This is a genomic window from Streptomyces celluloflavus, assembly GCA_000720995.1.
Lineage (GTDB): Bacteria > Actinomycetota > Actinomycetes > Streptomycetales > Streptomycetaceae > Streptomyces > Streptomyces celluloflavus.
In genome coordinates this window covers 35,744-59,008 of sequence record JOEL01000039.1, presented here as the reverse complement: position 1 = coordinate 59,008, position 23,265 = coordinate 35,744, and the positions used below count along the sequence as shown (strand labels likewise).

The following is a 23,265-nucleotide window of genomic DNA, read 5'->3' as shown; positions in this document are numbered from 1 at the left end:
CCCCAGCCCCCTCCACCACCAAACCCAACCCACACCACCCGCCCAGCCCCAACCAACCCCGATCTTTCGTGACGGACCACCGGGTTCCCCGCCGGCCTGCCTCGGCTCTCCGCACTCGTGACAACCAGGCCACTCCCCAGCCATCACACCGGGCAGACAGCAACCCCCACAAGCCCACCCACTGACGCCCCCGCTCGCCGGAACGCAGCACTACCGGCCAACCAAAACCAGGGAGAGCATCAAGGCACTGGAACCGCCTGCGACCACACCAAACCAGAGCCAACACCAGACGAACCCGAAACACCACCAGCAGACGGCGAAAACCCAACCGGACGGCAACAAAGAACAACCACACTCACAAACAGCAAACCCAAAAAACCCTCACAGCCAGAACCAATCCCGCACCGCATCATGGAGGCCAGACATTCAAGTACAACAACGATTCCTGGCAACAATGACAGACGGAATAGCAGCTTCCAACCAGTAAGCCACTGGCGGCCCACAGTGCAGATAAAGCCCCCGGTTCACCCTGGCCGACCGACTACCGGTTCACCGAGCACACCCGCACCACGCACACCCCACCCAAGGCAGATCACAACCACCACGCACCCCAGCCGCAGCCTCGCATGACCAGAGGCCACCCCTTGAGAACACCACCCTCAAACCCGACGCCCCGGGACGCCGCCGCGGATCTCGCCACCGGACTCGACGACCGCCGGCCAAGCTAAGACAGGACATCAAGGACAGCCTGACGGATGACGCCGGTGACGGCCACACCGACCAGCAGAACAGCCACCGGCCACGTTGAGCCAGCCAGACCACAAACTCGCGAGTGCCGCCGCCGAAGACGGGACAGCTGAACGCCCGCCAGCCACACCGATAGCGCTACCGCAGCCAGGCCAACGCGAGGCGGACCCTGATGAACTGACCGAAGCCGGGCCGCTGCCCGCATCGCCCAAACGCAGCAATCCCGCGACCAGCTCACCACGCCCACCCTGACCGACCAAACCCATCAGCGGATGATGCTCGAAGGTCTTCTTCCAGATTGCAGCGGCGTCCGGCTCCTCGCAGCGCGCCGACACGAGCACCCCATCCAGATCCACGACTGCCCGCCCGCCGGCACCCGGCACCCGGCACCGAGAAACCACCAGCATCCGTACGAATTCCCAGACCTGGGCTCACACAGCCCTGACCGCCTCCGAAGCTCTCGTCCGCCCTCCGCCAGCGCATCGGCCAAGCAGGAAGACCATCAAGCTCAAGCCGGAGGCCGCCCGCCCCCACACACCCGGCTCCGCCCGCCACGGTGCCGACCGGGCGCAGCGAACGTACCCTCGTGCCCAAGGCGAGGCCGCCGGAGGGTACTACCCGATCACAGGAGGAGCCTCATGACGGGCGAGCAGCCGATTCTCGTGACCGGCGCCACCGGCAGCGTGGGCGGGGTGGGCAGACTGGTAGCCGACGCACTGCGACAGCGTGATCTGCCGGTTCGCACCCTCGTCCGGGTCGATGACGAACGGGCCGAAGTACTACGCGCACTGGGTACCGAGGTCGTGGTAGGGGACCTGACCCACGGCGCCGACGTCGCTCGCGCGCTGGACGGCTGCGGACGGATGTACTTCGGCATGGGCGTCTCAGCGCAGTACCTCGAGGCAACGGTGACCGTAGCCGCCGCGGCCCGCCAGTACGGCAGCCTGGACGTGCTGGTCAACATGTCCCAGATGACCGTCTCACAAATGGACCTCACCAGTACGGCCGAATCCGCGCAGCAACACCAGCACTGGCTCGCCGAACAAGTCCTGAACTGGTCGGACCTGCCCGTGACACACATCCGGCCCACCGTATTCCTGGAGAACCCGCTCTTCCGGATCTTCGCGTACGAGTCGATGGCGAAGGACTCGACGATCCGGTTGCCCTTCGGGACCGGCCGCACATCCCCCGTCGCAGCCGCAGACGTCGCGAAGGTCATCACGACGATCCTCACAGACCCCGCACCACACATCGGCCACAACTACGAACTGACCGGACCCACCTCACAGGACCTCACAGAACTGGCAGCAGAGTTCTCCACCGTACTGGGCAGGCCCATCCACTACCTCAACCCGCCCTACGACCAGTGGATCAACCAGGAATTGCGCACGCTGAACCTTCCCGACCACGTCTTCGAACATCTGGCCACCATGGCCCGCCTACACGCCCACAACCGCTACGACCGCGCCACCAACGACATCGAACAGATCACCGGACAGCCGCCCACCGGCATACGGGAATACGTCCAGAACAACCCCACCCTCTTCCCCTTCAACAGCCCCCACTGACCCCGAAAAAAGCCATACAAACCAGCCAAGCAGCACACCACTCGCATGAGGGAAGCGCGCTCCCAATCCCCTACCACCGGACTCACAACCCGTCCAACGACACAACCAATACCGCCCACAGACACAAGACGCCGGCGATCAGCCGATACACCCCCTAACCGCCGCCGCAACCGAGGACGTAATCGACGACACGGATCCAGACCGAAACCACCCGGCAGTACTTGCCGCTCACAGCGACGATCCCCGAGAGGCAGAACCCGTCCTCCAACAGAACCCGAACGAGGAGCACAACGCCGATCCCGGCCCCCACAACAGACCGTGCACACCCACTTCACCCGCCAAAAAAGGACAACGTGCTCAAGCACCTCAACACCCCATCGCGACACCCTGCCCAAACCACACACGACCACGACCCAAACCAACGACCCGCACCATCCACCCCCACAGCACCAAAACCTCCATGGCCTTGCCTGTGAGTTACGCCGTTGCCACCTACCCAGCCATCCGACTCAGCGACAGGCGCTGGCCAGCAAGGCGGCATGGGGAAGAACCAGCTGGCCGTCCTCGCCGAGGAACTCCTGCGAGAGCCTGTCAAAGTGCCGCTTGACGTCCGCTCGGGTCTGTTCGGGCTGGCTCAGCAGCAGCTGCCCGATGAAGGCCACCCCGGCCATCGGCCCGCTCCACCACTCCTCGGGGCTGGCTCGGTGGTCCCAGCACAGCGTCTCGCACGCCGTCTCACGCAGCCCGGCCGACATCATCAGCCCAGCCAGGCCGCCCGGATCCCGCGGGAAATCGTCCTCCGCGGCGAGCGGAGGCAGATGCGGGGGCCGAGTGACTCCCGCTGCCTCGACGGCCCGTCCCAGCAGAGCCTGGCCGGCGGGCGCAGGGGCTGCCCAGATCGTCAGGGCAATCCGCCCACCTGGGCGAAGCACCCGGCGAAGCTCCGTGAGAGCGACCCGCGGGCAGCCCACATGATTGAGCACGAAGTTGCCGACCACTGCATCGAATGTGCCGTCCTCGAAGGGGAGCTCCGGCAAGACAGCCGTGAGAACCTCGGCGGCCGGCGCAGCGCGGCCCGCCAGCACCACCATGCTGGGCTCGGCATCTACCGCGGTCACCTTTGCGCCACGCTCGCAGGCGGCCGCGGCCACCGTTCCCGTCCCGGTCCCGACGTCGAGAACCCGCGCTCCCTCTCCCACCGCCGCAGCATCGAGCAACTGCGGAGCCGGATAGGCACACAGCTTCGCGAAGCTCCCCGCGAACGCGTCAGCACGACCGGACCACGTCCGACGCTCATACTCATCGAAAGCCGTCACCTGCACCGTCCCCCTCCCGGCCCCGCCGCAGAGATCCAGAACGCGGCCCGTCAGGACCCTAGCGCAGAGGGGAACAGCTGCTCGGTCACCCCAAGAAGACCTGGCTCAGGGGGCGGCGCCCCGTAGGGAGTAGCCCCGCGAGGGACGGACCGCCAGGACCACGTCGGCCCGGCAATCTTCCCGACCATCTGGCAGCTGATCCGGCTCCCGCCGGACGCCAAGCTCGCGGGCGCCGACGGACGGGAGACGACGACACACCCTGAGGCGACGGTCGGCATCGGCATCGGCTGGGAAAGCAAGGCGGCCGCCGTCCGGGAAGAGAACGGCAGCGCCGGGCGACCAGCGGAACGCCGACGACCCGGCGCGAAGAAGCGCTGCGGCGGCGCAGCAGCAGCCAAGCAACCTTCTGCCCCAGCCGTCACCCCACCCGGCCCCCGAAACTCAACCACACCGACAGCCTCGTCGGCACGACACTCCTCCATGGCAAAGACCAGGGAAAACCACCGCACCAAAGATGAAGACGACCTCTAAGCCGCAGTGAAGTCCACTTCGGACGCGGGCAGCACCCGTATGTTCCGCCCAGGGAAGTCGATGTGCCGGAAGATCTCGTTGTGGTGCGCGATCGACTGCCCCGGCGAGGCGTACTCGCCACTGTCAGGCCGGACAGACGTGGTGTGCCCGTCGGCGACCAGCACCAGGTCGTATCGATGGCTGAGCGCTTGCCGCGCCGTGGTGTCCACACAGATCTCGGTCGCGAACCCGGTGACGACCACCTCGGTGACTCCCAACGCCTCCAGGGCCTTGCCGAGATCGGTGTCCAGGAAGCTGTCCGGGCTGATCTTGTGGACGACAGTCTCGTCGGCGGCAGGCGAGAGTTCGGGCACGATCTGCCAGCCCTCGGTCCCAGTTTCCATTCCGGCGCCCTGATCCTGAATGGTCACGACCGGTACGCCGGCGGCTCTGGCACGTTCGCGCAGTCCGGCGATCACGGCGACGGCCTCGGCGGCCCGATAGGCAATGGACACCGTGTCGTTCTGCATATCGATGACGAGGAGCGCGGAAGCGTGTGCCATGGGCTCACGGTAGCGCCCCCATGTGGGCGGCGACGTGATCACGAAAGAACGATCCGTCACCTCGATCGCCACTGCCGTTTGCTGCTGATGAAACGATTCTTACCGGCACCCGAACACACGAGGGCCCCACCTTTCCTTCTAGTGGTCGTCGCAACACCCCAGCTCAGGGGAGGCGATGGACTTCGAGATCGGAAGGTGCGGACTCCTCAGGGGACCCGCTAGTTGATGGCCGAGCGAGCCGCATACTTTCGGCTCATGGAGCAGGGCCACAGCACTCGGGAGGCGGCTCGCCTCACCGGCATCAATGCGCGGGCCGGCAGGAAGTGGCGCCACGGTCACCACTCACGAGGCAAGGGTCTGAAGGCGGTCCCGCCGATCTATCCAGTTCCCGGACTGCCCGAAAAGCCGGTGGACCATGCGGAGCCGCCTTCAAGGCCGTCGCGGTACCTGCGCGAGGAGGAACGGGTTTACATCGGCGACTGGTTGCGGGAGAAGACGTCCATCCGGTTCGCCACCCCGATGATCACGATCAGCGAACGCCCCGCCGAAGCCGAAGACCGTACCGTCCCCAGCCGCTGGGAGGCCGACCTCATTATCGGCAAGGACGGCAAGTCGGCTATCAGTACCCACCGTTGTCGAGCGCCACCCGCTGCGTCATGCTCCTGCGCCTGCACCTGCCCGACAACCACCGCGCCGAAAACGTCCGGGACGCGCTGGTCACCACGATCCAGACCCTGCCCGTCCACCTCCGGCGATCCCTGACCTGGGACCAGAGCCCAGAAATGAGCACCCACAGCTCCTTCACCGTCGCCACCGACGTCCCGGTCTACTTCTGCGACCCCGCCAGCCCCTGGCAACGCGGCTCAAACGAGAACACCAACGGTCTGCCCAAGGGCACCGACCTCGCCACCCACAGCCCCGAGGACCTGACCGCTGTCGCCGCCGAGCTGAACAGCTGGCCACGCGAGACGCTCGGCTGGGAAACCCCAGCCGAGCGTCTCGCTAAGCGGTCCAAGCTCGAATTCCTTCGGGGGCTGACCTCAGAGCAGGACTTGTGGTGAGACCTGCCCAGGTGTCTTGGTTGCAGAGCGAGGCTGCTGCCAGGGTAGGGCCGCCGTGTCAGCGCCGCCGCTACTGCTGCCGGTCCAGTCGCTGATCGCCCAGTAAGGGGTGTCGTTGACAGTAGCCAACAGTCCGTGGCGGGGATCGGGTTCAACCTGGTACGGCTCCTGCCGTCCACCTACCGGTTCCGGTGGGCGTCGATGCGGAACGGCCGTTCACGCCTTGGCTACTGCTGCTCCCACTGCTCCTTGGTGATCTCGTACCGTACGCCTCCATGCTCGGAGCCCTCGACCATCTCCATGTCGGAGGGAGTAGGGATGGTATCCGCGAGCGTCATTTCGAGCTTCTTCATGATGTTGCGCGAACCGTGGTTCACGGACATCGTCTCAGCCCAGACCATGCGCACACCGAGCTCCGTGAACGCCTTGCCCAGCAAGGCCCGCGAGCCCTCGGTGGCATAGCCCTTGCCCCAAGCCGCCTGCCGCAGCCGGTAGCCGAGTTCGACTTCGTCCAGCGGGCCCTCCGGCTCGGGACGCAGGATGAACCAGCCGATGAACGCGTTGCCGTCCTTCTCGTGCGCGGCGAATAGTCCGAGGTCGCCGCCCCACTTCTCGTAGCCGTTGAGGATGTTCGGCAGGTGGCGCTCGCGGATGACTTCTGGCGCGGTCGGATTGCCGCCGGTCAGGTAGCGCATCACCGCTGGGTCGCTGTCCAGCTCGATCAGCAGGTCCGCGTCATCGGCAGTGAAGCGGCGCAGGGCCAGGCGCTCGGTCTCCAGGTAGGTGTCCACGAGTCGATCGTGCCTGAAGCAAGTCGGGCAGCTCAACGGTTTTCCTCGGAAGCTCGGGGGCTTTGCCATGATGTCGCAGGATATGGAGACGGGTGGGCTCTGATGTCGGCCAGTTCCCCGTTGCCTTGAAGGATCGGTCGCGTTTCTCCCATGCCTCTCACCTCCGCCGTGCCCGTCATGCTGACCGCCTCCGAGTGCCACCGGCTGAAGAAGATGGCTTACGGGTCACAAGGCCCCGCATCAGGTCCGTCAGCGGGCAACCATCGTGCTATTGGCGGCCCGAGGCCGTCCCAACGCCCGAATAGCCGTGCAGACGCCGCTGCACATGGACACGGTGCGCACCTGGCGGGGCCGCTTCGCCGCTGGAGGGCTGCCTGCCCTGGCTGACCGCAAGCGGTCGGGCCGACCGGTCTCATTCACCACGCGGCAGGTTGCCGAGGTCAAGGCGCTGGCCTGTCAGTTACCCGCCGGGACCGGCGCGCCGTTGTTGCGCTGGTCGTGTCCGGAACCGTCCAGGGAGGTGGTCGCCCAGCCCATCGTCGGGTCGATCTCCAGTTCCACCGTGCGGCGCTGACTCAAACAAGACGCGCTCAAGCCCTGGCAGTTCCAGTCCTGTATCTCCTTGCGCGACCCCGTCCTCCGGCCCAAGGCCGCACGCGGGCTGGATCCGTACGCCCGCACCTTCGACGGCGCCCCGCTGGGCGCGGACGAGTATGCGATCTCTGCGGATGAGAAGACTTCCATCCAGGCGCGTTGCCGCTGCCACCCGACACTGGCACCCGGGCAGCCCCGGGCGATGCGCGTTAACCACGAATACGACCGCGGCGGCGCGTTGGCCTGCCTGGCCGCGTACGACGTCCATCGCGCCCGTGTCTTTGGTCTCTGCGAACCCAGAACGGGCATCAGGCCCTTTATGAACCTGGCCACCCAGGTCATGACCACCGAGCCCTACGCCAGTGCCAGACGTGTCTTCCGGGTCGTCGACAACGGCTCCTCCCACCGAGGGAAGAAGGCCATAGATCGCCTGACCAGGGGGTTTCCGAAGGCTGTCATGGTCCACACCCCCGTGCACGCCTCGTGGACGAACCAGGTCGAGATCTTCTTCTCCATCGTCCAGCGCAAGGTTGTCTCGCCCAACGACTTCACGGATCTCAGCGAGGTCCGGGACCGGCTCCGAGCATTCGAAGACCGCTAGAACGCCACGGCACAGCCATTCCGGTGGAGGTTTACCACCTCCGACCCGGACGATCTGCCGGCCAGGATCGACCGACACACAATCGATCGGCAGGAAGATTCCTCCGCCTGCGTCACCGCATGATCAACCCCGGAAGGACTTCGAGCGCCGACCACTCAGCTCCTGGCCACAGCCAGTTGATCACCTGTGTTGCAAAGGCCCCCTAGAATTCGCCGGCCCAGTACCTCGACGAGCTGAGGCTCTACTCGGTCGGCGTGTGGACCGTGCTCCACGATTGCCCGCCCATTTCTGCGGACCTACTCGCTCACGGCTCCGGCCTGTAAGAGGTACTGGATCCGACGGAGGCCGCCCGCAAGTCCGGCAAACTCCCTGATGGGTGACCCCGTTCGGGACACCACGCCGACATCACCGGACACGACCCGAGCGAGATCCGATACCTCACCAGCACTGCCCCAACGCGATTCCCGCCAGACCCAGCCAAGCGACCAGCGGATCTCTGAGGTATCTCACGGGATGTAATGCGGTTTGAATCTCAGTCCCATGGAATTTCTTCAGTTTCCGCGCGCTTTGGTGAGGTTGCATCATCTCAACTCGTCCGCGCCGACCTGGCGTTATTGGCGGTACCGGTCCGGTCCTTCGGCCGCGTGTCACCTTGAGATGCGGGCTTCGATTCCGTCGAGCAGGAAGTCGAGGCCGATCCGGAAGGTGTGGTCGGCGTCCAGGTGGGCGGCATCGCGCACCACCGTGGCCAGCGCGGGGAATCGGCCGGTGGCGAAGGTCCGTTCCAGATAGGGCCCGAGTGATGCCTGCCAACGCTTCTCGTCCATTCCGGTGACCCGTTCGGCACGCCGCTCGGCGATCTCCCGGCGTACCGCGCCGATCACGTACGCGTCGACCGCGGTGACCACCGGCATGACGGCGTCCACATCAACGCCGCCCAGCGCGGCCACCACTGCCTCTCCCCTGGCCAGTGCGTGCGGCCCGAGTTGTGGGCGCCCACCGAGCAGATCGGCGAGCCATTCGTGCTCGTGAGCGGCCTGCCGGGTGGTTTCGGCAAGAGACCGCAGCACTTCCCGCCAGCCGTCTCCGACCGGCCGGATCTCGGCGTGGACCGCGTCGACCATCAGGTCGAGCAACTCTTCCTTGCTGGCGATGTAGGTGTACAGCCGCATCGGCCCGACGCCCAGCGCGGCGGCGACCTTGCGTAGCGACACCGCCTCCAGGCCGTCCGCGTCGGCTAGTTGGATCGCGGCTAGCACGATCCGCTCTCGGTTCAGCGGGGCCAGCACGGGTCGATTCGGTGGCTCCGGCCTCTCCCACACCAACATGCCGCTAACAATACATCGCATCAGTCGATACAGTGTATCGATCAGTACGGCGTATCGAAGGGGAGGCAACCATGACCATCGCCATCGTCGGAGCCGGACTCGGCGGCCTGGCTCTCGCCCGTGTGCTGCACGTGAACGGCATCGACGCCGCCGTGTACGAACGCGAACCGTCACGCGGCGCACGCGGTCAGGGCGGCATGCTCGACCTGCACTCCGGGACCGGCCAGCGAGCGCTGCGCGAGGCCGGCCTGATCGACCAGTTCCACGCGATTGCCCGTCGCGAAGGCCAGGACCTGCGACTTCTCGCGCCGGACGGCACCCTGCTGCTCCAGGAGGACACACCCGACGACGCCCCACTCGAGCGACCTGAGGTCGATCGCCCCGATCTGCGCAACCTGCTGCTGGACTCTCTCCCCGAGCACACGGTGCACTGGGGGCGCGCGTTCGCATACGCCGACCACGGCCTGCTGCACTTCACCGACGGCAGCAGCGCGGCGTATGACCTGCTGGTCGGCGCGGACGGCGCGGACTCCCAGGTCCGCGCACTGCTCACCGACGCCCGCCCAGCACACACCGGCCAAAACACCATTGAGCTCGGCATTCCCGACATCGACCGCACCCATCCCGACCTCGCGACCATGGTGGGACGAGGCAACTACTGGGTGCTCGGCAACGGACAATCCCTGTCGGCGCAGCGCAACGGCGACGGCCGCGTCCGCATCTACCTCAGCTTCAACACCGCCGAGGACTGGTTCGCCACCAGTGGGATTCCGTTCGACGACCCAGCCGCCGCCCGGGTGCGGCTGATCGAGCTGTTCACCGGCTGGGACTCACGGTTCACCGCGCTGATCGCCGCCTGCGACGACACGGTCGTGCCGCGGTCGATCACCACTCTCCCGGTCGGCCTGACCTGGCCGTCGAGGCCAGGCGTCACGTTGCTCGGCGATGCCGCGCACCTGATGCCGCCGGTGGGGCAGGGCGCCAACATGGCGCTGCTCGACGGCGCCCTGCTCGGCCTCGCGCTGGCCGCGCACCCGGACGACTTTCCCACCGCCGTCAAGGAATACGAACGCGAAATGTTCGCACGCACCAGCGCCGCCGGCCGGCAGTCCGCGCACGTCCAGGAAATCCTGACGTCGCCGGATGCCGGCCAGAAAATGCTCGCATTCTTCCAACCTGGCTGAATGCAGCCGTATACGACCAGACAACCGGCCGCCCACGCCCAGCCAGCGCGACCACCCGCGGTCCGTGTCCCTCGGTACGCATGAGGACCGATCCGTGGCGGGCACGGCGGTTGTGTTGGAGGTTCACCGGCCTACCGGGCAGCACCGAGCACCCGGTGGTGCCTCTCGTCCGGCCGTTGCGATTCTCGGTCGCCGCGGTCTGGCGGCGGCGCTGTGTGCCGACCGCTGCGAGGGGCCGGCCCGCCGACCGGGGCGACGTCGGGCTCGGCAAAGGCACGGCGGCCTGCCGTTCCACCGCCCGCGCGGTGGCCGAGCCCGTCCGAGACGGCGTCGGCCCGGACGGGCACGGGCGCGGGCACGGCGCCGGGCGGCAGGATGCGCAGGGCGCGCACAACCGTCCGGTCCGCCGCGGCGTTGGCGGCCTCTGTGCCCCGGGTCTGCTCCAGGCGCGCCTTCGTTGTCCACGCCGACGACTCCGGGCACACGGTGAGCCGGCCGGAGTCCGGGTCGAAGCCGACGGTGGGGACGTTCCCGGCAAGGTCGGGGCGAGGGCCGCCCCTCGCTCCCGCAGAGAGGCGTCAGCGGCCGGATGTTCCCGGGCCCGCTGGTGACCAGCGCACCGAGCGCGGCCCCGCAGCGCGACCCGGACCAGTCGCCCCGGACACCTCACCGCCGCTCATGCCTGCCCCACCAGGTGTAGCCGAGTTCCAGGTGCCCCAGGCCGGACAGGCGCTGCACCGTCGCGGCGAACGACGGGGTGAACAGGCGCTGTGCCGGTTGCTCGCCGTACCGCTCGATGTGGCCGCGGACGATCTGGTGGTCGGCGGCTACGCGGTTGCGCCGGTTCAGGGCCTGCTCGCGGGTCAGGTCCTCGAAGAGGAGCTTCTGCTTCTGGTCGACGTCGTTCATCCTCGCGCGTCGGTAGCGCACCGAACTGGTGCGGCCATGACGCACGATCTGCTGCGGCTTCCGCCCCTCCTGGTCGGTCAGTCTGCGCACACGGACAAGCTCGGCCACCTCGCCCCCAGCGGTCGGATCGGACGTCACCGCACATCCGACCGCCACGACCGTCAACCCGGCGAGCCCATATGGCCGGAGCAGGATCCGTGGTGGGTGGTCATCCCGTCCATCCGGTGTGGTGCAGCCAGTCTTCGAAGGTCATCAAGTCGGGGTGCAGGCGGCGTAGAAGGGTGATGTCCCGGTCTCGGCCGTAGAGATCACGGTCGGCGAAGAACTGGAACATCGCCGCGTAGTCGTGGCCGAAGTCGGGGACCGCGGCGCGGAGATCGTCATGCGGCATCGGGATGTAGGTGCTGGGCGTGCCCGCGACCCGGGTGAAGGTGGCGGCGATCTCGTCGCCGGTGAGGCTGTCGCCGATCACCGCGAGGTCGCGGGCGCCCCAGGACTGCCAGTTTTCAAACATGTGGCCGGCGAACCAGGCGATGTCGTCGAGGGCGACGAGCGGGTAGCGGGCGGCGCCGAGGGGGAGCCTGAAGACCAGGCCACCCCGATTGTCTGGCCGGGGGGTGAGTCGGTCGCGCAGATTCTCGAAGTACGGCGCCGTGGTCAGTACCGAGACGTGGTTCGTGTACCAGCCGTCGGTCTCCTTGCGGAGCATTTCCTCTGACCGCATCAGGCCGATGTGGGCGGCGACGGCGGCTTTGCTGTCGAAGTGCGGGACGGGGTGGCCGGTCAGTGACACCGCGCTGTCCAACGAGGACCAGATGAAACGCTCCACGCCGGCCCGTTCCGCGGCGGTCAGCAGGTCCATGCCTTGCCGGTACTCGCCCACGGCGCTGCCCGTCGAGAAGAAGTCGGTGTTGGCGAACACCCGGTCGGCCTGCTCCATCAGGGCGTTGAGGGCCGCTGGGTCGGAGCGGACCAGCTGCAGGCGGTGGGGCGCGGTGGCGGCGAGTTCGGTGGCGTGAGCGGACTCCGGGTGGCGGGTGGGGACGGTGATGGTGGCGTCGGTGGTGGCGAGCAGGTGCTGGACCACGTGGCTGCCCATGGCTCCGGTGCCGCCGCCGACGAGAACGTGGGTCATGGCGTTGTTCCCCCGAGACGGGTGAGGACGTGTTCGGCCACCTGGGCGTGGGTGGCGACCCAGACGTCGCCGGACGCGCGGATGTCGTCGAGGATCTGGCCGGCCATGCCCGCGAGGAGCGGTCGGCCTCCGACGTGGGCGTGGACGGTGAAGTGGAAGACGCCTGGGCCGGGGGCGGCGAGCAGCTGGTCCAGTAGCGCACGGTGCAGGTCGCGGTAGGCGTACGGGCCTGCTGCGGCGCTGCGGACGTCGGAGTGATCACCGTGCATGAGGGAGACCAGGGGGCCGTGGGCGGTGGGCAGGACCTGCGGGAGGTCGTGGTCGCTGTGGTCGCCGGTCCAGCCGTAGCCGGCCTCGGTGAGGAGATCGCTGGTGTGCTTCGAACCAGTGGAGCGTGGACTCATCCACCCGGTCGGGCGAACGCCGGTGACGCGCTCAAGGACGTCGGTGCAGCGGCGGATGTTGTCCCGCTCGGCGTCCACGTCGAGCAGCGCGGGTACGACGTCCTGGGTCCAGGAGTGCCCGGCGATCTCGTGCCCCGCGTGGTGTACGGCCATCACCGTGTCGGGGTATCGCTCGGCGACGAGGCCGTTGATGCCGACGGTGGCCGGCAGGTCACCGAGGATGTCGAGCAGTCGCCAGATGCCGGTGGTGACGCCGTAGTCCACCCAGGAGGCGCTGTGCGTGTCGTCGATGCCGGGCAGCGGCCACGCCGCGGCCATCGGCGCGTAGGCGGGACAGTGCCCTGGTGCCCACAGCTCCAACGCGACTGTGACCAGCACGGCGACTTTCCGCCCGCCCGGCCAGTCGATCTCTGTCCTCATGCGTTTCCCCTGTTTCGGTAGTTTCCGCTGTGAACGCTAATGAGGCGGTAGGTACCTTGAGGTTCCTGGCAGCGGGCTAGCATCGGGGCGTGCGTGAGTACCCCGGCAGCGTCTTCCTCGCCGACTGCCCGGCTCGGTTGGCGATCGAGATCATCGCCGACAAGTGGGCGGTGGTCGTGTTGTTCGCATTGAGTCGGAAACCGTGCCGGCACGGCGAGTTGGTCGATCTGATCGGCGGGATCTCCCGGAAAGTGCTGACTCAGACGCTGCGGCGGTTGCAAGGGGACGGCCTCGTCGACCGCCATGCCGGGGCCGGGAAGGTCGAGTACGTGCTGACGGACCTGGGCCGGACGCTGGTGAAGCCGATCGCCGTGCTGACCGAGTGGGCCCACGAGCACGGCGGGGCCGTGGTGGAGTTCCGCGAGTCCACAACGGACGGCCTGCTACCGGGGCGGCGGACTGACGGATGACGTTTTGCCCTGTTCGACTACCAGTTCAACATCAAGGTCAGCGACGCCGTCGGGGGCTTGCGCCCTCTGCGCGACCCGAGTGCCCCCGAGGGCGCTGACCTGAACCGGACGGCGGGCGCGCGATCCAGCCTGAGCCGACCAGCCACACCTGACCGTCGCCTTACCCGCCGAGCCTTTTGCTGAGACGGCTGCTCGCTGTCGTCACCGGGTGCCTTCTCTGCCTGTCCGGGAGGGATTGCGGTCCTTGGCATCGAACACCGCCAGGGAGCGTGCCCCGGGCAGAAGCGCTCGTTCCAGGGGGCGCAGGAGTGTGTCCTCCAAGCCTCCCAGCGCTTCGGCGAGCTCTTCCGAAACATCCCGAGTGATCTCCTCCGCCACAGCGTCCACCGGAGTGCGGGGGCCCAGCTTGCTGACCACCGCGGCCGCGCGAGCGGGGGTGAGGAGTGCCGAGGCGTGGGCCAGGAGCCAGGCGGGGACTCCGGCCGCTCCCTGCGGTGGTGGCAGGTAAGGACGTGCGCCGTCGTACCGCTCGTCCTCCGCGAACGACTTTTGCTTCACCTTGGCCACCGGACGCGTGCCTGCCTGCGCGGAACCCGCCTCCGGCCATTCGTCGGCCGGTTTGAGGACGTAGCCTTCGGCGAAATTGTCCGCCAGTTCGGGCAGTTCAAAGAGGGCTGGGACCCTTGTGGGGAAGGCGCACGGCAGCTCCTGGAGCTTGTTCAGGGCGCCGCGCCCGAGCGCGGGAGGGCAGCTGAGCCCGGCGGCCGCCGCGGCTCCGCGCAGGGCATGGTCGGAGATCCAGCAGCGTCCCTCAGCCGTCTCGACCGATGCGTCGAACGGCAACCAGTGCAGGCCCGGCGCGTACCACACGCCCGTCTGCACCGGCTCGGCCCCGGCAACAGCAGGAACATCCGGGTGCGGGTAACTTCCCCCGGCCAGCTCACCGTAGATCGTCACCACCGCAGCGTCCCCCCGGATACCGCGCAGTGCGGAGGTGAAACGGGCCGCCGCCACCGACAGCACCGGCCAGATTCTGCTCACACCGAAGAAGCCATCCAACGCCTCGTCGCCCAGCAGCTCACGCCGCTTCGCCGGATGGACCCGCGCACCGTCACACACCACCGCAAAGTGCGCTCCATGCACCTTTTCCACTGCGACCCACTCCCGGACTCCGGACACGCCGAGCCCTCCCCTGGCGGAGATCTTGGGATACGGCCGTAGTGGGGAATCCTCAGTCGCAGCGTTGGACATGAGGAGGATCATCGCTTTCCGTGGAGGCCCGGACAACCACAATTCGCTGTGCCGACTCCGAGGGATCAACGCTTGCGGGGCAGCCGCAGATGCCCTTGCCACGCAGCCGGCGCCGGAGATTCAGTGACCCGTTTTTCGAAGGTCGCTCTCTCGGGCCGCCGTTCGCACCTGCCCGCCGCCAAGGACGATTTCGGCACCGTCCTCATGGCCGGCGACACGGACAACGCGGTCCGCGATCAGCGCGGCGCGGCCGCCTCGCGCCGCCAGCACTCGAACTCGAAGTCCGTCGTCTGCCTCTCTCTGCTGGTCAGCGGCTGGACTGGGAGACGCTGTTGGCGAGCTGGCCCAGGAAGGTCAGGATTCCGTGACCCACCGGGGTTGGGGCGATCAGGACGCCCAGAGCCAGGACGATGACCACGGTCAGTTTCTCGTCGAGCCTGCTCCTGGCTTCCGTACGGCGACGCAGCCGGAAGAGGACGATGACCACGAGCAGCAGCGTCACGTTGATAGTCAGCAAGCGCGCAGACCTCCCACAAGACCACGACGCCCACGCCACAAGGCAGCGGGCGCCCATTCCAGCCCCCTTGTGTAGCCCGGGTCCGGCGGCACTGTGGCGGGGTTGCCTGTGATTGACGGAAAGCGTTCCCCTGGCCGGATACCGCAGGTGAGCGGGCTCACGGACCAGGGCCGGCTGTGGCCGTCGGTCGATGTGCACCGTGACGAGGAGGTCCCCCGGTGCGCCGCCGTTCTCCCCGGGCACCAAGCCCCTCAGCCGCAGTTGCTGTCCGGCCGGGACATCGGCGGGGATCCGGACTCGGTAGGTGCGTAAGTCGTTGAGCCGGTCGGAGCCTTCACACGGGGCGCGCCCTGCTGAGCCGTTGTCACCTGTTCTGGAGTCGCAGCCGACAGGCCACTGCCCGGTGACCATCCCGTCGAGCACGCACCCGGGCAAGTACAGGTCGAAGCGGCAGCCGAAGGCGCCGCAGCGCACCGGGAGGGCATGCAGGCGGGGGTGCCGAGGAGAACGCCGGTGGTGGGTGATGCCGGATGCCGTGCCGGTCGTCGCTGCCGGAGTTTCCCGGCTTTGAGCCCGGCAGCCAGTCGGTCCCGTAACTCGTCGTCGCGGTCGAGGTCGTGGTGCGTGTGCAGTGCGTCTGCGGCCTCGATCGCCTGCATTGCTCCGGGCGTTGCCGGCCGACTCGCCGGTGTCTGTGTTCCGGGATGGTATGTGCTTTCACCGTTCAGGCCCATAAAGGGTCTTTTGGCGCTGCTTGTTGTGATGTACTGCCTGCACACTTGATCATTTAGGGCTACTACGGCCCGCACTCAGTGAAAGCGCCCAGATGTCACGAATACGAACAGCTTGGACCGTTGCCACGCTGCTGGCCGGAGGCGTGCTCGCTGCGGCAGTCCTGACGGCCGGGCAGCCCGCCGCCTCGGATGTCGCCATCCCGGTCGCGGATGTCGCGCCCACGACGGAGATGACGAACGTTCCGCTGACCGGATCGGCGGGCGAACCGCGGCCGGGCACCACGTACGGCAAAGCCGAGCGCGAGATCAGGGTGGAGCGGAACGCGACCGGTACCTTCCGGGCCGTCAGCCTCTCCTGGGAGAAGGGGGTGCGCCTCGACCACGGGGCCCATGCCACCGCCCGGTTCCACCGCAACGGCGAGTGGACCGCATGGCAGGACATCCCGCTCGGCGGCGACCAGGACTCCGGCGAGGCCAAGCGCACCGGTTCCGGGGTCTTCTTCTCCGACACCGCCGACGGGGCGCAACTGCGCCTGACCACCGAGAAGGGCGAACTCCCCAGGAACTTGCGGCTCTCCCTGATCAACCCGGACAAGAAGCCGGAGGCAAGTGGCAGCAAGGGCACACAGCGCCTCACCATGAAGCCCGCGGCCGCCGTCGGCACGGCCGGGGCGTCCGCCGCCGACCGGCTCGAACCCGTGGTCCACACCAGGGCCGACTGGGGCGCGGACGAGTCCAAGGCCGACCCCGGACTCAAGGGGATGGACACCGTTCGGGCGATGGTGGTCCACCACACCGTCAACGGCAATGCCTACCGCTCTGAAGACGTGCCCAGCCTGATGCGCGCCATCTACACGGACAAGATCGAGAACGAGGGGTACGGCGACTTCCCGTACCACTTCGTCGTCGACCGGTTCGGCGGCATATGGGAGGGGCGCCGGGGCAGCATCGCCGCGAGTCCCTCCGCCAGCCCCAAGGCGATCCTGGGCGGCCACGCCGCCGGGTACAACACCGGCACTCTGGGCGTGGCCACCCTCGGCAACTTCGAACCCACGGAGGAGGGCAGCGCAAAGCCGGAGCCGGACATGCTCAACGGTGTGCGCGACATCCTCGCCTGGAAGGGCGCCCAGTACCAGCTGGACCCCAAGGGGAAGGCCGTCCTGGACTTCGCCGGGCAGAAGCCCAAGACGGTCGACGTCGTCTCCGGGCACCGCGACGTGTACGCGACGCTGTGCCCGGGTGAGGACCTCTACGCGCTGCTCCCCGCCCTGCGCCAGCAGGTCGCCGACCGCATGGCCCAGGCCCAGGAGACGGCGGGTATCGCACCGGCCGAGCCGCGGGCCCGGCGGTGACACCGCATGCGCTGATGCTCACCACGGCGCTCTGACGCCCGCCTTCGGGCGACCTCGCGCGCCTGGTGCAGTGCGGCCTGGGCCAAGTCGAAGCCGGTGACCACCCACCGGTGTCCCCTCGCCATCAGCGAGTTGCTGCTGCCCATTCGCGAGGCGAAGTGCACGCTGCACCAGGTCAGCGCCGTAGACCCACTCAGCGGCGGGCCGCCCGGACGTGTCGGCCGTCGTCTCACGCTTCATGAATTCGCCCCGAGGCCGTCGTCCGCAGGTCTGCCCGGTCTTCCGTGCTGAAGTCGTCGGCGTCGGTTTGCGCGGGCAGCACCTCGCTCTGCTCCTCGTCCGTCTGCTGCGGGCGTGCGGCGAACGCTTCGGCGACCAGGCGGCGGACCGACTCGCTGCGCGGGGCCTGCCGGTTGCCTTCCCACTCCGTGGGGCGGGCCGGCTCCGCGCTGCGGGAGTCCCGGTACGCCCGTACGGCACGCCCGGCCCTCAGCAGTCGGCTACGGGGCCACCGCTCTCGCCCGCCGCTCAGACGGACGGTGCACGAGGTCCGGGACGTGGTTACGGTCCAGGAACGCGATCACCTCGTCCGCCGTCCAGCCCGCGTCGTCAGAAACCTCCCGCAGAATCCAGACGATCCGGGGCACCGAGGCCCGACCCACCCACGGCACCTGGCAGGTCGACTTTCCGGCCAACTGGGAACGGCGCCCAACGCCGTTGAGAGAGCGAGAGCGACGGTTTCGCGGCACGGATGCCGGCACCAGGCGCACGCGTGCCAGTCCCCCTCCAGCATTGCCGCCCGCCACGCCGATACCGGCACAACGACCGCCCTCCCCACCACATGGGACCTTGCCCGCCATTACCGCAGTGCTCGTCGCCTCGACCTGAGAGTGGGCAGCCGGTAGGTCTCCAACCCGTGCGGCTGCCTGGCAGTTCGGGAGCGGGGCCGGATGTCGCTCTCCAACGAGTTGGCTTCTGCAGAACCAGAGCTCGCACCGAGGCCCCGTCCGGCCCTGGTTCGCTGCTCGCCGGATGGTTGTGGCCCGCCTTCGATCAGCAAGTCCTCGGCCGGCCCCTCGCCCAGGCCCAGATGGCTGGGGCCAGGCGGCCTGCTCCCGTCACGCCGAAGTAGATGCCCCGCCGGAGATCCTGATGTCTTCGGGCCGGCCTCTACGGCGGGCTCGGCCTCGCGGGTGATATCCGCAGACTGGTCGTCTTCACCACCGTGCCGCAGGCCAACAGCGAGTTCGGGGGTTCCTCTCCGAAGGCCGGGCCCTGCCCACTGGCACCCATGACGAGCAGTGCGAAGGGCTGGTCCGGCTCACCCGTCCGGCAGGCGCCGGCGGAGAGCGGCCGTCCAAGGCCGGGCAGAGGGCGGCGGATTGCCGCTGGAGCTGGTCCACGGTCAAGCGCGCCGAACACCGCGTCCGGGAAGTCGAGACCGTCCCGACAGCCGAGCTGAAGCGCCTCATCCGGGACGACGTGAGCCAGTTGCTCAAGCAGATTGAGGTCGAACCCAGGCGTTCAGCGACTCGTCATGGCATGGCCCGACCGGCCCCTGCCCTGCCTGGAGGAGCAGTTCCTCACGCGCGTCGGGTAGGGCAGGTGACCGCCCAGGCCGCCTCGATCATCTGGAAGATCTCGTCCACCGCGGCCTCCGGATCGGCCGCCTCGCGGGCCAGCGAATAGGCGTCGATGGCGAACCTCGCGATCGTCCGGCAGGCCGTGGTGGTCTGCGGCAGGCCGGGATCGGCGGCGATGGCCGTTGCCAGCGACTCTGCGTGGCGCAGCCTCATCGACTCCTCGTACTCCCGCAGGGCAGGTGATTCGTCGATCAAGCGCCAGATCGGGGCGGCGCTGTCCGCCGTGCAATGTCGCACCAGGGCCTGGATCTCGCGGCGCAGCGCAGGGATGAGCGGTTCGTGCGGTGCCCGGCCGGTGGCCGCCTGGGTGAGGCGTTGCTCGAAGTCGTCGTCCCGCTCGAAGACCAGGGCCTCTTTCGAGGCGAAGTGGGAGAAGAGCGTGGTGACGGCCACGTCGGCCTCGGCGGCCACGTCGCGGATGCCCACCGCGTCGTACCCGCGTTCCAGGAAGAGCCGCAGGGCGGTGTCAGCGATCTTCTGGCGGGTCGCGGCCTTCTTACGCTCGCGGCGTCCGGATGGCACGGTCATGCCCTGACGCTATCAAATACAAAGGCGGAACGGTTCTTAAACCCTAACGGTTAGTGTTATGTTCGACCGCATGAAGAGAGTGAGCTTCGCCGAGTTCGGCGGTCCGGACGTTCTGCAACTCGTGGACGCCGAGGAGCCCCACGCGGGCCCCGGCCAGATACGCATCGCCGTGCGGGCGGCGGGCGTGAACCCCGTCGACTGGAGGATCCGGGAAGGCCAGTTCCAGAAGGTCCGTCCGATCGAGTTGCCCGCCGGCGTGGGGCAGGACGCCTCCGGGGTGGTGGACGAGGTCGGCGAGGGCGTCGAAGGGGTCGAGGTCGGCGACCACGTGTTCGGCGAAGGTTCGAGCACCTATGCCGAGTTCGCCGTGCTGTCGGCCTGGGCCCGGATGCCCGAGGGGCTGACGTTCGCAGAGGCGGCCGGGTACCCCTCCGTGGTGGAGACCGCGCTGCGCATCATCCGCCAGGCCGGTGTGCGGTCCGGGCAGACGCTGCTGGCCAGCGGTGCGTCCGGAGGAGTCGGATCGGCGGTGCTGCAGATCGCCCGCGACCGCGGCATCACGGTGATCGGCACGGCCGGGGCCGCGAACCAGGACTATCTGCGCAGCCTGGGTGCCCTCGCCACGACGTACGGCGAGGGCTGGGTCGAGCGGGTGCGGCGGCTCGGCCATGTCGATGCGGCCCTCGATCTGGCCGGCTCGGGCGTGATCCGCGAGCTCGTCGAGCTGACCGGGGATCCGCAGAAGGTGGTCTCCATCGCCGATCTCGCCGCGCCGGAGCTCGGTGCCCGATACTCCGGCGTGGCCGGGAGCGTGCCGGAAGCGCTCGCCGAGGCCGCCGGCCTCATCTCCCGGGGAAAGCTCCACATCCCGGTCGAGAAGTCGTACACGCTCGCCGAGGCCGCGGCGGCGCACATCGACAGCCATGCCGGTCACACGCGCGGGCGCCGGGTCGTGCTGGTCTGAGCCGTTTCCCGCGCAGTTGCACGGCCCCGCGAGCCGAATTCCTTCCAGCGATCCTGCCGGGCCCGCCCGGCAGTTGTGCGACACGCAAGGAGCCCTCATGCACACCCCCGTCACGATCATCGGCGCCGGACTCGGCGGCCTCACCCTCGCCCGCGTCCTGCACCTCCACGGCATCCCGGCCACCGTCTACGAGGCCGAACCCTCCCCCACGGCGCGTTCGCAGGGCGGAATGCTCGACATCCACGACCGCAACGGCCAACTCGCCCTCGCGGCGGCTGGCCTGATGGACGAGTTCCGCGGCCTCATACTGGAGGGCCGCCAAGCGATACGGCTCCTCGACCGGAATGGAACCGTCCTGTTCGACAAGGCCGACGACGGCACGGGCGGACGCCCCGAGGTGCAGCGCGGCGAACTGCGACAGCTCCTGCTCGACTCGCTCCCGGCCGGCACCGTCCGATGGGGCCACAAGGCCACCGGCGTCCGCACCCTCGGCGAGAGCCGCCACGAGGTGACCTTCGCCAACGGCACCACCGCCGTCACGAGCCTGCTGGTCGGCGCGGACGGCGCGTGGTCACGGGTCCGCCCGCTGCTCTCCACCGCCACACCCGAGTACGCCGGCCGGTCCGTCGTCGAGACCTCTGTGTACGACGCCGACACCCGGCACCCGGCCACCGCGAAAGCGGTCGGCGGCGGAACGCTCGTCGCACTCGACCCGGACGCGAACGGGAAGTGGTTCGTGGTTCACCGGGAGAGGGGCGGGACCCTCCGCAACTACCTCACACTGACCAAGCCGCAGGACTGGTTCGCCGCCATCGATTTCACCGATGCCGCCGCGGCCGCCGCGCGGATCGCGGCCGAGTTCGACGGCTGGGCACCGGAACTCATCGCCCTGGTCACCGCCGGCGAGACCGCACCGGTCCTGCGCCCCCTCCACGTCCTGCCAGCCGGGCACCGCTGGGACCGGGTGCCGGGCGTGACCCTCCTCGGCGACGCCGCCCACCTCGCGACCCCCAATGGCGAAGGCGCCAACGTGGCCATGCAGGACGGCGCCGAACTCGGCAAGGCCCTCGTCGCACACCCCGGCGACATCGAGACGGCCCTCACCGCATACGAGCAGGCGCTGTTCCCCCGCGGCGCCGCGGCCACCGCCGTAGCCGCCCACAACCCCACGTCCCAGGAGGTGATCAACTTCTTCACCCGAGGCGAGCGGACCGAATGAGCCATTCGCTGTGGGGCCCAAGGACGGGTAGTCGGAATCTGGGCGCGGTAGTCGGGATTTCCGGGGGCCGGGTGGGGTCCGTTGCGCGCCCGGGTGTGTCTGCACTGTGAGCCGCTCGTTGTCCTCGACCCCGGGGACAGCGAAAGGCGTCGCCGCGAGTCCCGGCAGGGCGGGCGGTTCTGGCAACGCCCTCCAGGAGCCGCCCACTCCCGGCACTGCACGGCCGCCACACAACCGTGTCGACGGGCCCGGAGCGGCTGGTGGAGAGCACTTATCCGAAGGATGCCGTGTTCGGTAGCGTGATTTCGGCAGTCGCCCCGACGCAACGTCTCACCGAGAGAAAAGGAAGGGGAATCCGTTCCATGCTTCGTGACCTCGCTTCCCTGCCCAAGGCGCATCTGCACCTGCATTTCGACGGTGCCCTCCGTGCATCGACGCTGGCCGACCTGGCGGGCAAGGCGGGTATCGAGGCGCCGCTGCCGTCCGAATACGGGTCGTTCGACGACTTCACCGCGACGATCACGGCCGCCGCCGCGTGTCTGCGCACGCCCGACGATGTCGCCCGGGTGATGGCGGAGATCGCCGAGGACGCCGTCGCGGCTGGTGCGGTGTGGATCGAGGTGTCCGTGTGGCCGGGGTTGTTCGCGGGACGATTAGGACCACACCTGGAGGCCGTCCGGGTGCTCGTGCAGGCCGCGCGTGCGGCCGAGGCCCGCCATGGGGCGGGGGTCGGCCTCGTGCTGGCCGCCAACCGGGGCCAGGGCCCGGACCGGGCGCGGGAGATCGCCCGGCTGGCTGCCGACTTCGTCGGCGAGGGCGTGGTCGGGTTCGGACTCGACGGCGATGAATCGCGCCACCCGCCGGCTCCCTTCGCCGACGCGTGTGCCCTGGCGCGCCGGGCCGGGCCGGCCGTCGTGCCGCACGCGGGAGAGCTGCTGGGCGCCGACAGCCTCGCCCAGGCCGTCGATCTTCTGGGCGCCCGGCGAGTCATGCACGGTGTCCGCTGCCTGGAGGATCCGCACCTCGTGGCCCGGCTCGCCGCGGCGGGAACAGTGCTGGATGTCTGTCCGACCAGCAATGTCCTGCTCTCGGTTGTGCCCTCCCTGCGCGAGCATCCGCTGCCGCGCCTGCTGGCCGCCGGAATCCGGTGCACCGTCAACGCCGACGACCCGTTGCTGTTCGACACCGGTCTGCTCACCGAGTACCGGCGCTGCCGCGAGCAGCTGGGGCTGAGCGATATGACGCTCGCCGAGGTCGCGCGTACCTCTCTTCGGGCCTCCGCCGCCCCCGGCGACCCGGTCGAGGCGGCAGTGCACGGGATCGGCCGCTGGATCGACGGTCCGGCAGGCGACTGAAGGCGACGGCAGACCGCGGAAGGAGCCTGCCTCCGCCCAGGTGCTCGCCGGCTGCGGCCTCGCCATGGCCGTCCTCGCGGCACTCGCCGCCCTGACCCCGT

General features: G+C 68.6%; 18 protein-coding genes and 3 pseudogenes. 10 read left to right on the top strand and 11 right to left on the bottom strand.

The genetic code is table 11. From position 1 onward, the window contains the following. Positions 1-1,385: 1,385 nt before the first annotated feature. Positions 1,386-2,315 (top strand): NAD(P)H-binding protein, encoded by a 930-nt coding sequence (locus tag IH09_RS27595; RefSeq protein ID WP_052860204.1) that lies wholly within the window; start codon positions 1,386-1,388, stop codon positions 2,313-2,315. A gap of 509 nt (positions 2,316-2,824) precedes the next feature. On the opposite strand, the gene IH09_RS27590 is transcribed toward IH09_RS27595, so the two are convergent. Both IH09_RS27590 and IH09_RS27585 read right to left on the bottom strand, forming a co-directional pair. Continuing rightward, the gene (locus IH09_RS27590; RefSeq protein WP_052860210.1) at positions 2,825-3,631 is read right to left on the bottom strand and encodes a methyltransferase domain-containing protein; all 807 of its coding nucleotides are present in this window, start codon (positions 3,629-3,631) and stop codon (positions 2,825-2,827) included. A gap of 527 nt (positions 3,632-4,158) precedes the next feature. After that, complete coding sequence (locus IH09_RS27585) at positions 4,159-4,704, bottom strand: isochorismatase family protein (RefSeq protein ID WP_052860203.1); 546 nt, start codon at positions 4,702-4,704, stop codon at positions 4,159-4,161. A gap of 504 nt (positions 4,705-5,208) precedes the next feature. On the opposite strand from IH09_RS27585, the pseudogene IH09_RS27580 reads away from it, so the two are divergent. Continuing rightward, a pseudogene (locus tag IH09_RS27580) lies at positions 5,209-5,765 on the top strand (IS30 family transposase); the annotation flags it as partial. Positions 5,766-5,992: 227 nt separating this feature from the next. Here IH09_RS27580 and IH09_RS27575 read toward each other — a convergent pair. Then, positions 5,993-6,556, bottom strand: a complete 564-nt coding sequence (locus IH09_RS27575; RefSeq protein ID WP_052860201.1) for a GNAT family N-acetyltransferase — start codon at positions 6,554-6,556, stop codon at positions 5,993-5,995. Between the two features lie 250 nt (positions 6,557-6,806). On the opposite strand from IH09_RS27575, the pseudogene IH09_RS40250 reads away from it, so the two are divergent. After that, positions 6,807-7,130 (top strand): annotated as a pseudogene (locus tag IH09_RS40250) (helix-turn-helix domain-containing protein); the annotation flags it as partial. 48 nt (positions 7,131-7,178) lie between these two features. Continuing rightward, entirely contained in the window at positions 7,179-7,751 is a 573-nt protein-coding gene (locus IH09_RS40245; RefSeq protein ID WP_240150443.1) for a transposase, read from the top strand. A gap of 647 nt (positions 7,752-8,398) precedes the next feature. Here IH09_RS40245 and IH09_RS27565 read toward each other — a convergent pair. Then, positions 8,399-9,079, bottom strand: a complete 681-nt coding sequence (locus IH09_RS27565; RefSeq protein WP_052860200.1) for a TetR/AcrR family transcriptional regulator — start codon at positions 9,077-9,079, stop codon at positions 8,399-8,401. 71 nt (positions 9,080-9,150) lie between these two features. On the opposite strand from IH09_RS27565, the gene IH09_RS27560 reads away from it, so the two are divergent. Next, positions 9,151-10,263, top strand: a complete 1,113-nt coding sequence (locus tag IH09_RS27560) for an FAD-dependent oxidoreductase (protein WP_052860199.1) — start codon at positions 9,151-9,153, stop codon at positions 10,261-10,263. A 666-nt stretch (positions 10,264-10,929) separates the two neighbouring features. Here the strand turns inward: IH09_RS27560 and IH09_RS40725 are convergent. From IH09_RS40725 to IH09_RS27545, 3 genes are all read right to left on the bottom strand, one after another. Further along, on the bottom strand, positions 10,930-11,262 hold the full coding sequence (locus IH09_RS40725; RefSeq protein WP_404827293.1) for a hypothetical protein: 333 nt from the start codon (positions 11,260-11,262) through the stop codon (positions 10,930-10,932). Between the two features lie 118 nt (positions 11,263-11,380). Then, complete coding sequence (locus tag IH09_RS27550) at positions 11,381-12,307, bottom strand: NmrA family NAD(P)-binding protein (RefSeq protein ID WP_052860197.1); 927 nt, start codon at positions 12,305-12,307, stop codon at positions 11,381-11,383. Next, positions 12,304-13,131 carry a polysaccharide deacetylase family protein gene (locus IH09_RS27545; RefSeq protein ID WP_052860196.1) on the bottom strand — a complete coding sequence of 276 codons (828 nt, stop codon included), beginning with the start codon at positions 13,129-13,131 and terminating at the stop codon, positions 12,304-12,306. The genes IH09_RS27550 and IH09_RS27545 overlap by 4 nt, the downstream gene beginning before the upstream one ends. Positions 13,132-13,220: 89 nt before the next feature. On the opposite strand from IH09_RS27545, the gene IH09_RS27540 reads away from it, so the two are divergent. After that, a complete protein-coding gene (locus IH09_RS27540; protein WP_052860195.1) occupies positions 13,221-13,601 on the top strand; it encodes a winged helix-turn-helix transcriptional regulator in 381 nt (126 codons plus the stop codon). Between the two features lie 201 nt (positions 13,602-13,802). Here the strand turns inward: IH09_RS27540 and IH09_RS27535 are convergent, their stop codons facing one another. The 3 genes and pseudogenes from IH09_RS27535 to IH09_RS40720 all read right to left on the bottom strand — a co-directional run. Further along, positions 13,803-14,852, bottom strand: coding sequence for an RNA ligase family protein (locus IH09_RS27535; protein WP_190233430.1), 1,050 nt, complete (start codon positions 14,850-14,852; stop codon positions 13,803-13,805). A gap of 307 nt (positions 14,853-15,159) precedes the next feature. Next, positions 15,160-15,369, bottom strand: a complete 210-nt coding sequence (locus tag IH09_RS27530) for a hypothetical protein (protein WP_052860193.1) — start codon at positions 15,367-15,369, stop codon at positions 15,160-15,162. A 153-nt stretch (positions 15,370-15,522) separates the two neighbouring features. Further along, a pseudogene (locus tag IH09_RS40720) lies at positions 15,523-15,780 on the bottom strand (DnaJ C-terminal domain-containing protein); the annotation flags it as partial. A 466-nt stretch (positions 15,781-16,246) separates the two neighbouring features. Between IH09_RS40720 and IH09_RS27525 the strand changes: the two are divergent. Continuing rightward, complete coding sequence (locus IH09_RS27525) at positions 16,247-17,455, top strand: N-acetylmuramoyl-L-alanine amidase (protein WP_052860192.1); 1,209 nt, start codon at positions 16,247-16,249, stop codon at positions 17,453-17,455. A gap of 1,583 nt (positions 17,456-19,038) precedes the next feature. On the opposite strand, the gene IH09_RS27520 is transcribed toward IH09_RS27525, so the two are convergent. Next, complete coding sequence (locus tag IH09_RS27520) at positions 19,039-19,626, bottom strand: TetR/AcrR family transcriptional regulator (protein WP_052860191.1); 588 nt, start codon at positions 19,624-19,626, stop codon at positions 19,039-19,041. A 70-nt stretch (positions 19,627-19,696) separates the two neighbouring features. On the opposite strand from IH09_RS27520, the gene IH09_RS27515 reads away from it, so the two are divergent. From IH09_RS27515 to add, 3 genes are all read left to right on the top strand, one after another. Further along, positions 19,697-20,590 carry an NADP-dependent oxidoreductase gene (locus IH09_RS27515; RefSeq protein ID WP_052860209.1) on the top strand — a complete coding sequence of 298 codons (894 nt, stop codon included), beginning with the start codon at positions 19,697-19,699 and terminating at the stop codon, positions 20,588-20,590. 97 nt (positions 20,591-20,687) lie between these two features. Then, a complete protein-coding gene (locus IH09_RS27510; protein ID WP_052860190.1) occupies positions 20,688-21,809 on the top strand; it encodes an FAD-dependent oxidoreductase in 1,122 nt (373 codons plus the stop codon). Between the two features lie 362 nt (positions 21,810-22,171). Next, positions 22,172-23,164, top strand: a complete 993-nt coding sequence (add, locus tag IH09_RS27505) for an adenosine deaminase (RefSeq protein ID WP_052860189.1) — start codon at positions 22,172-22,174, stop codon at positions 23,162-23,164. Positions 23,165-23,265 lie beyond the last annotated feature (101 nt).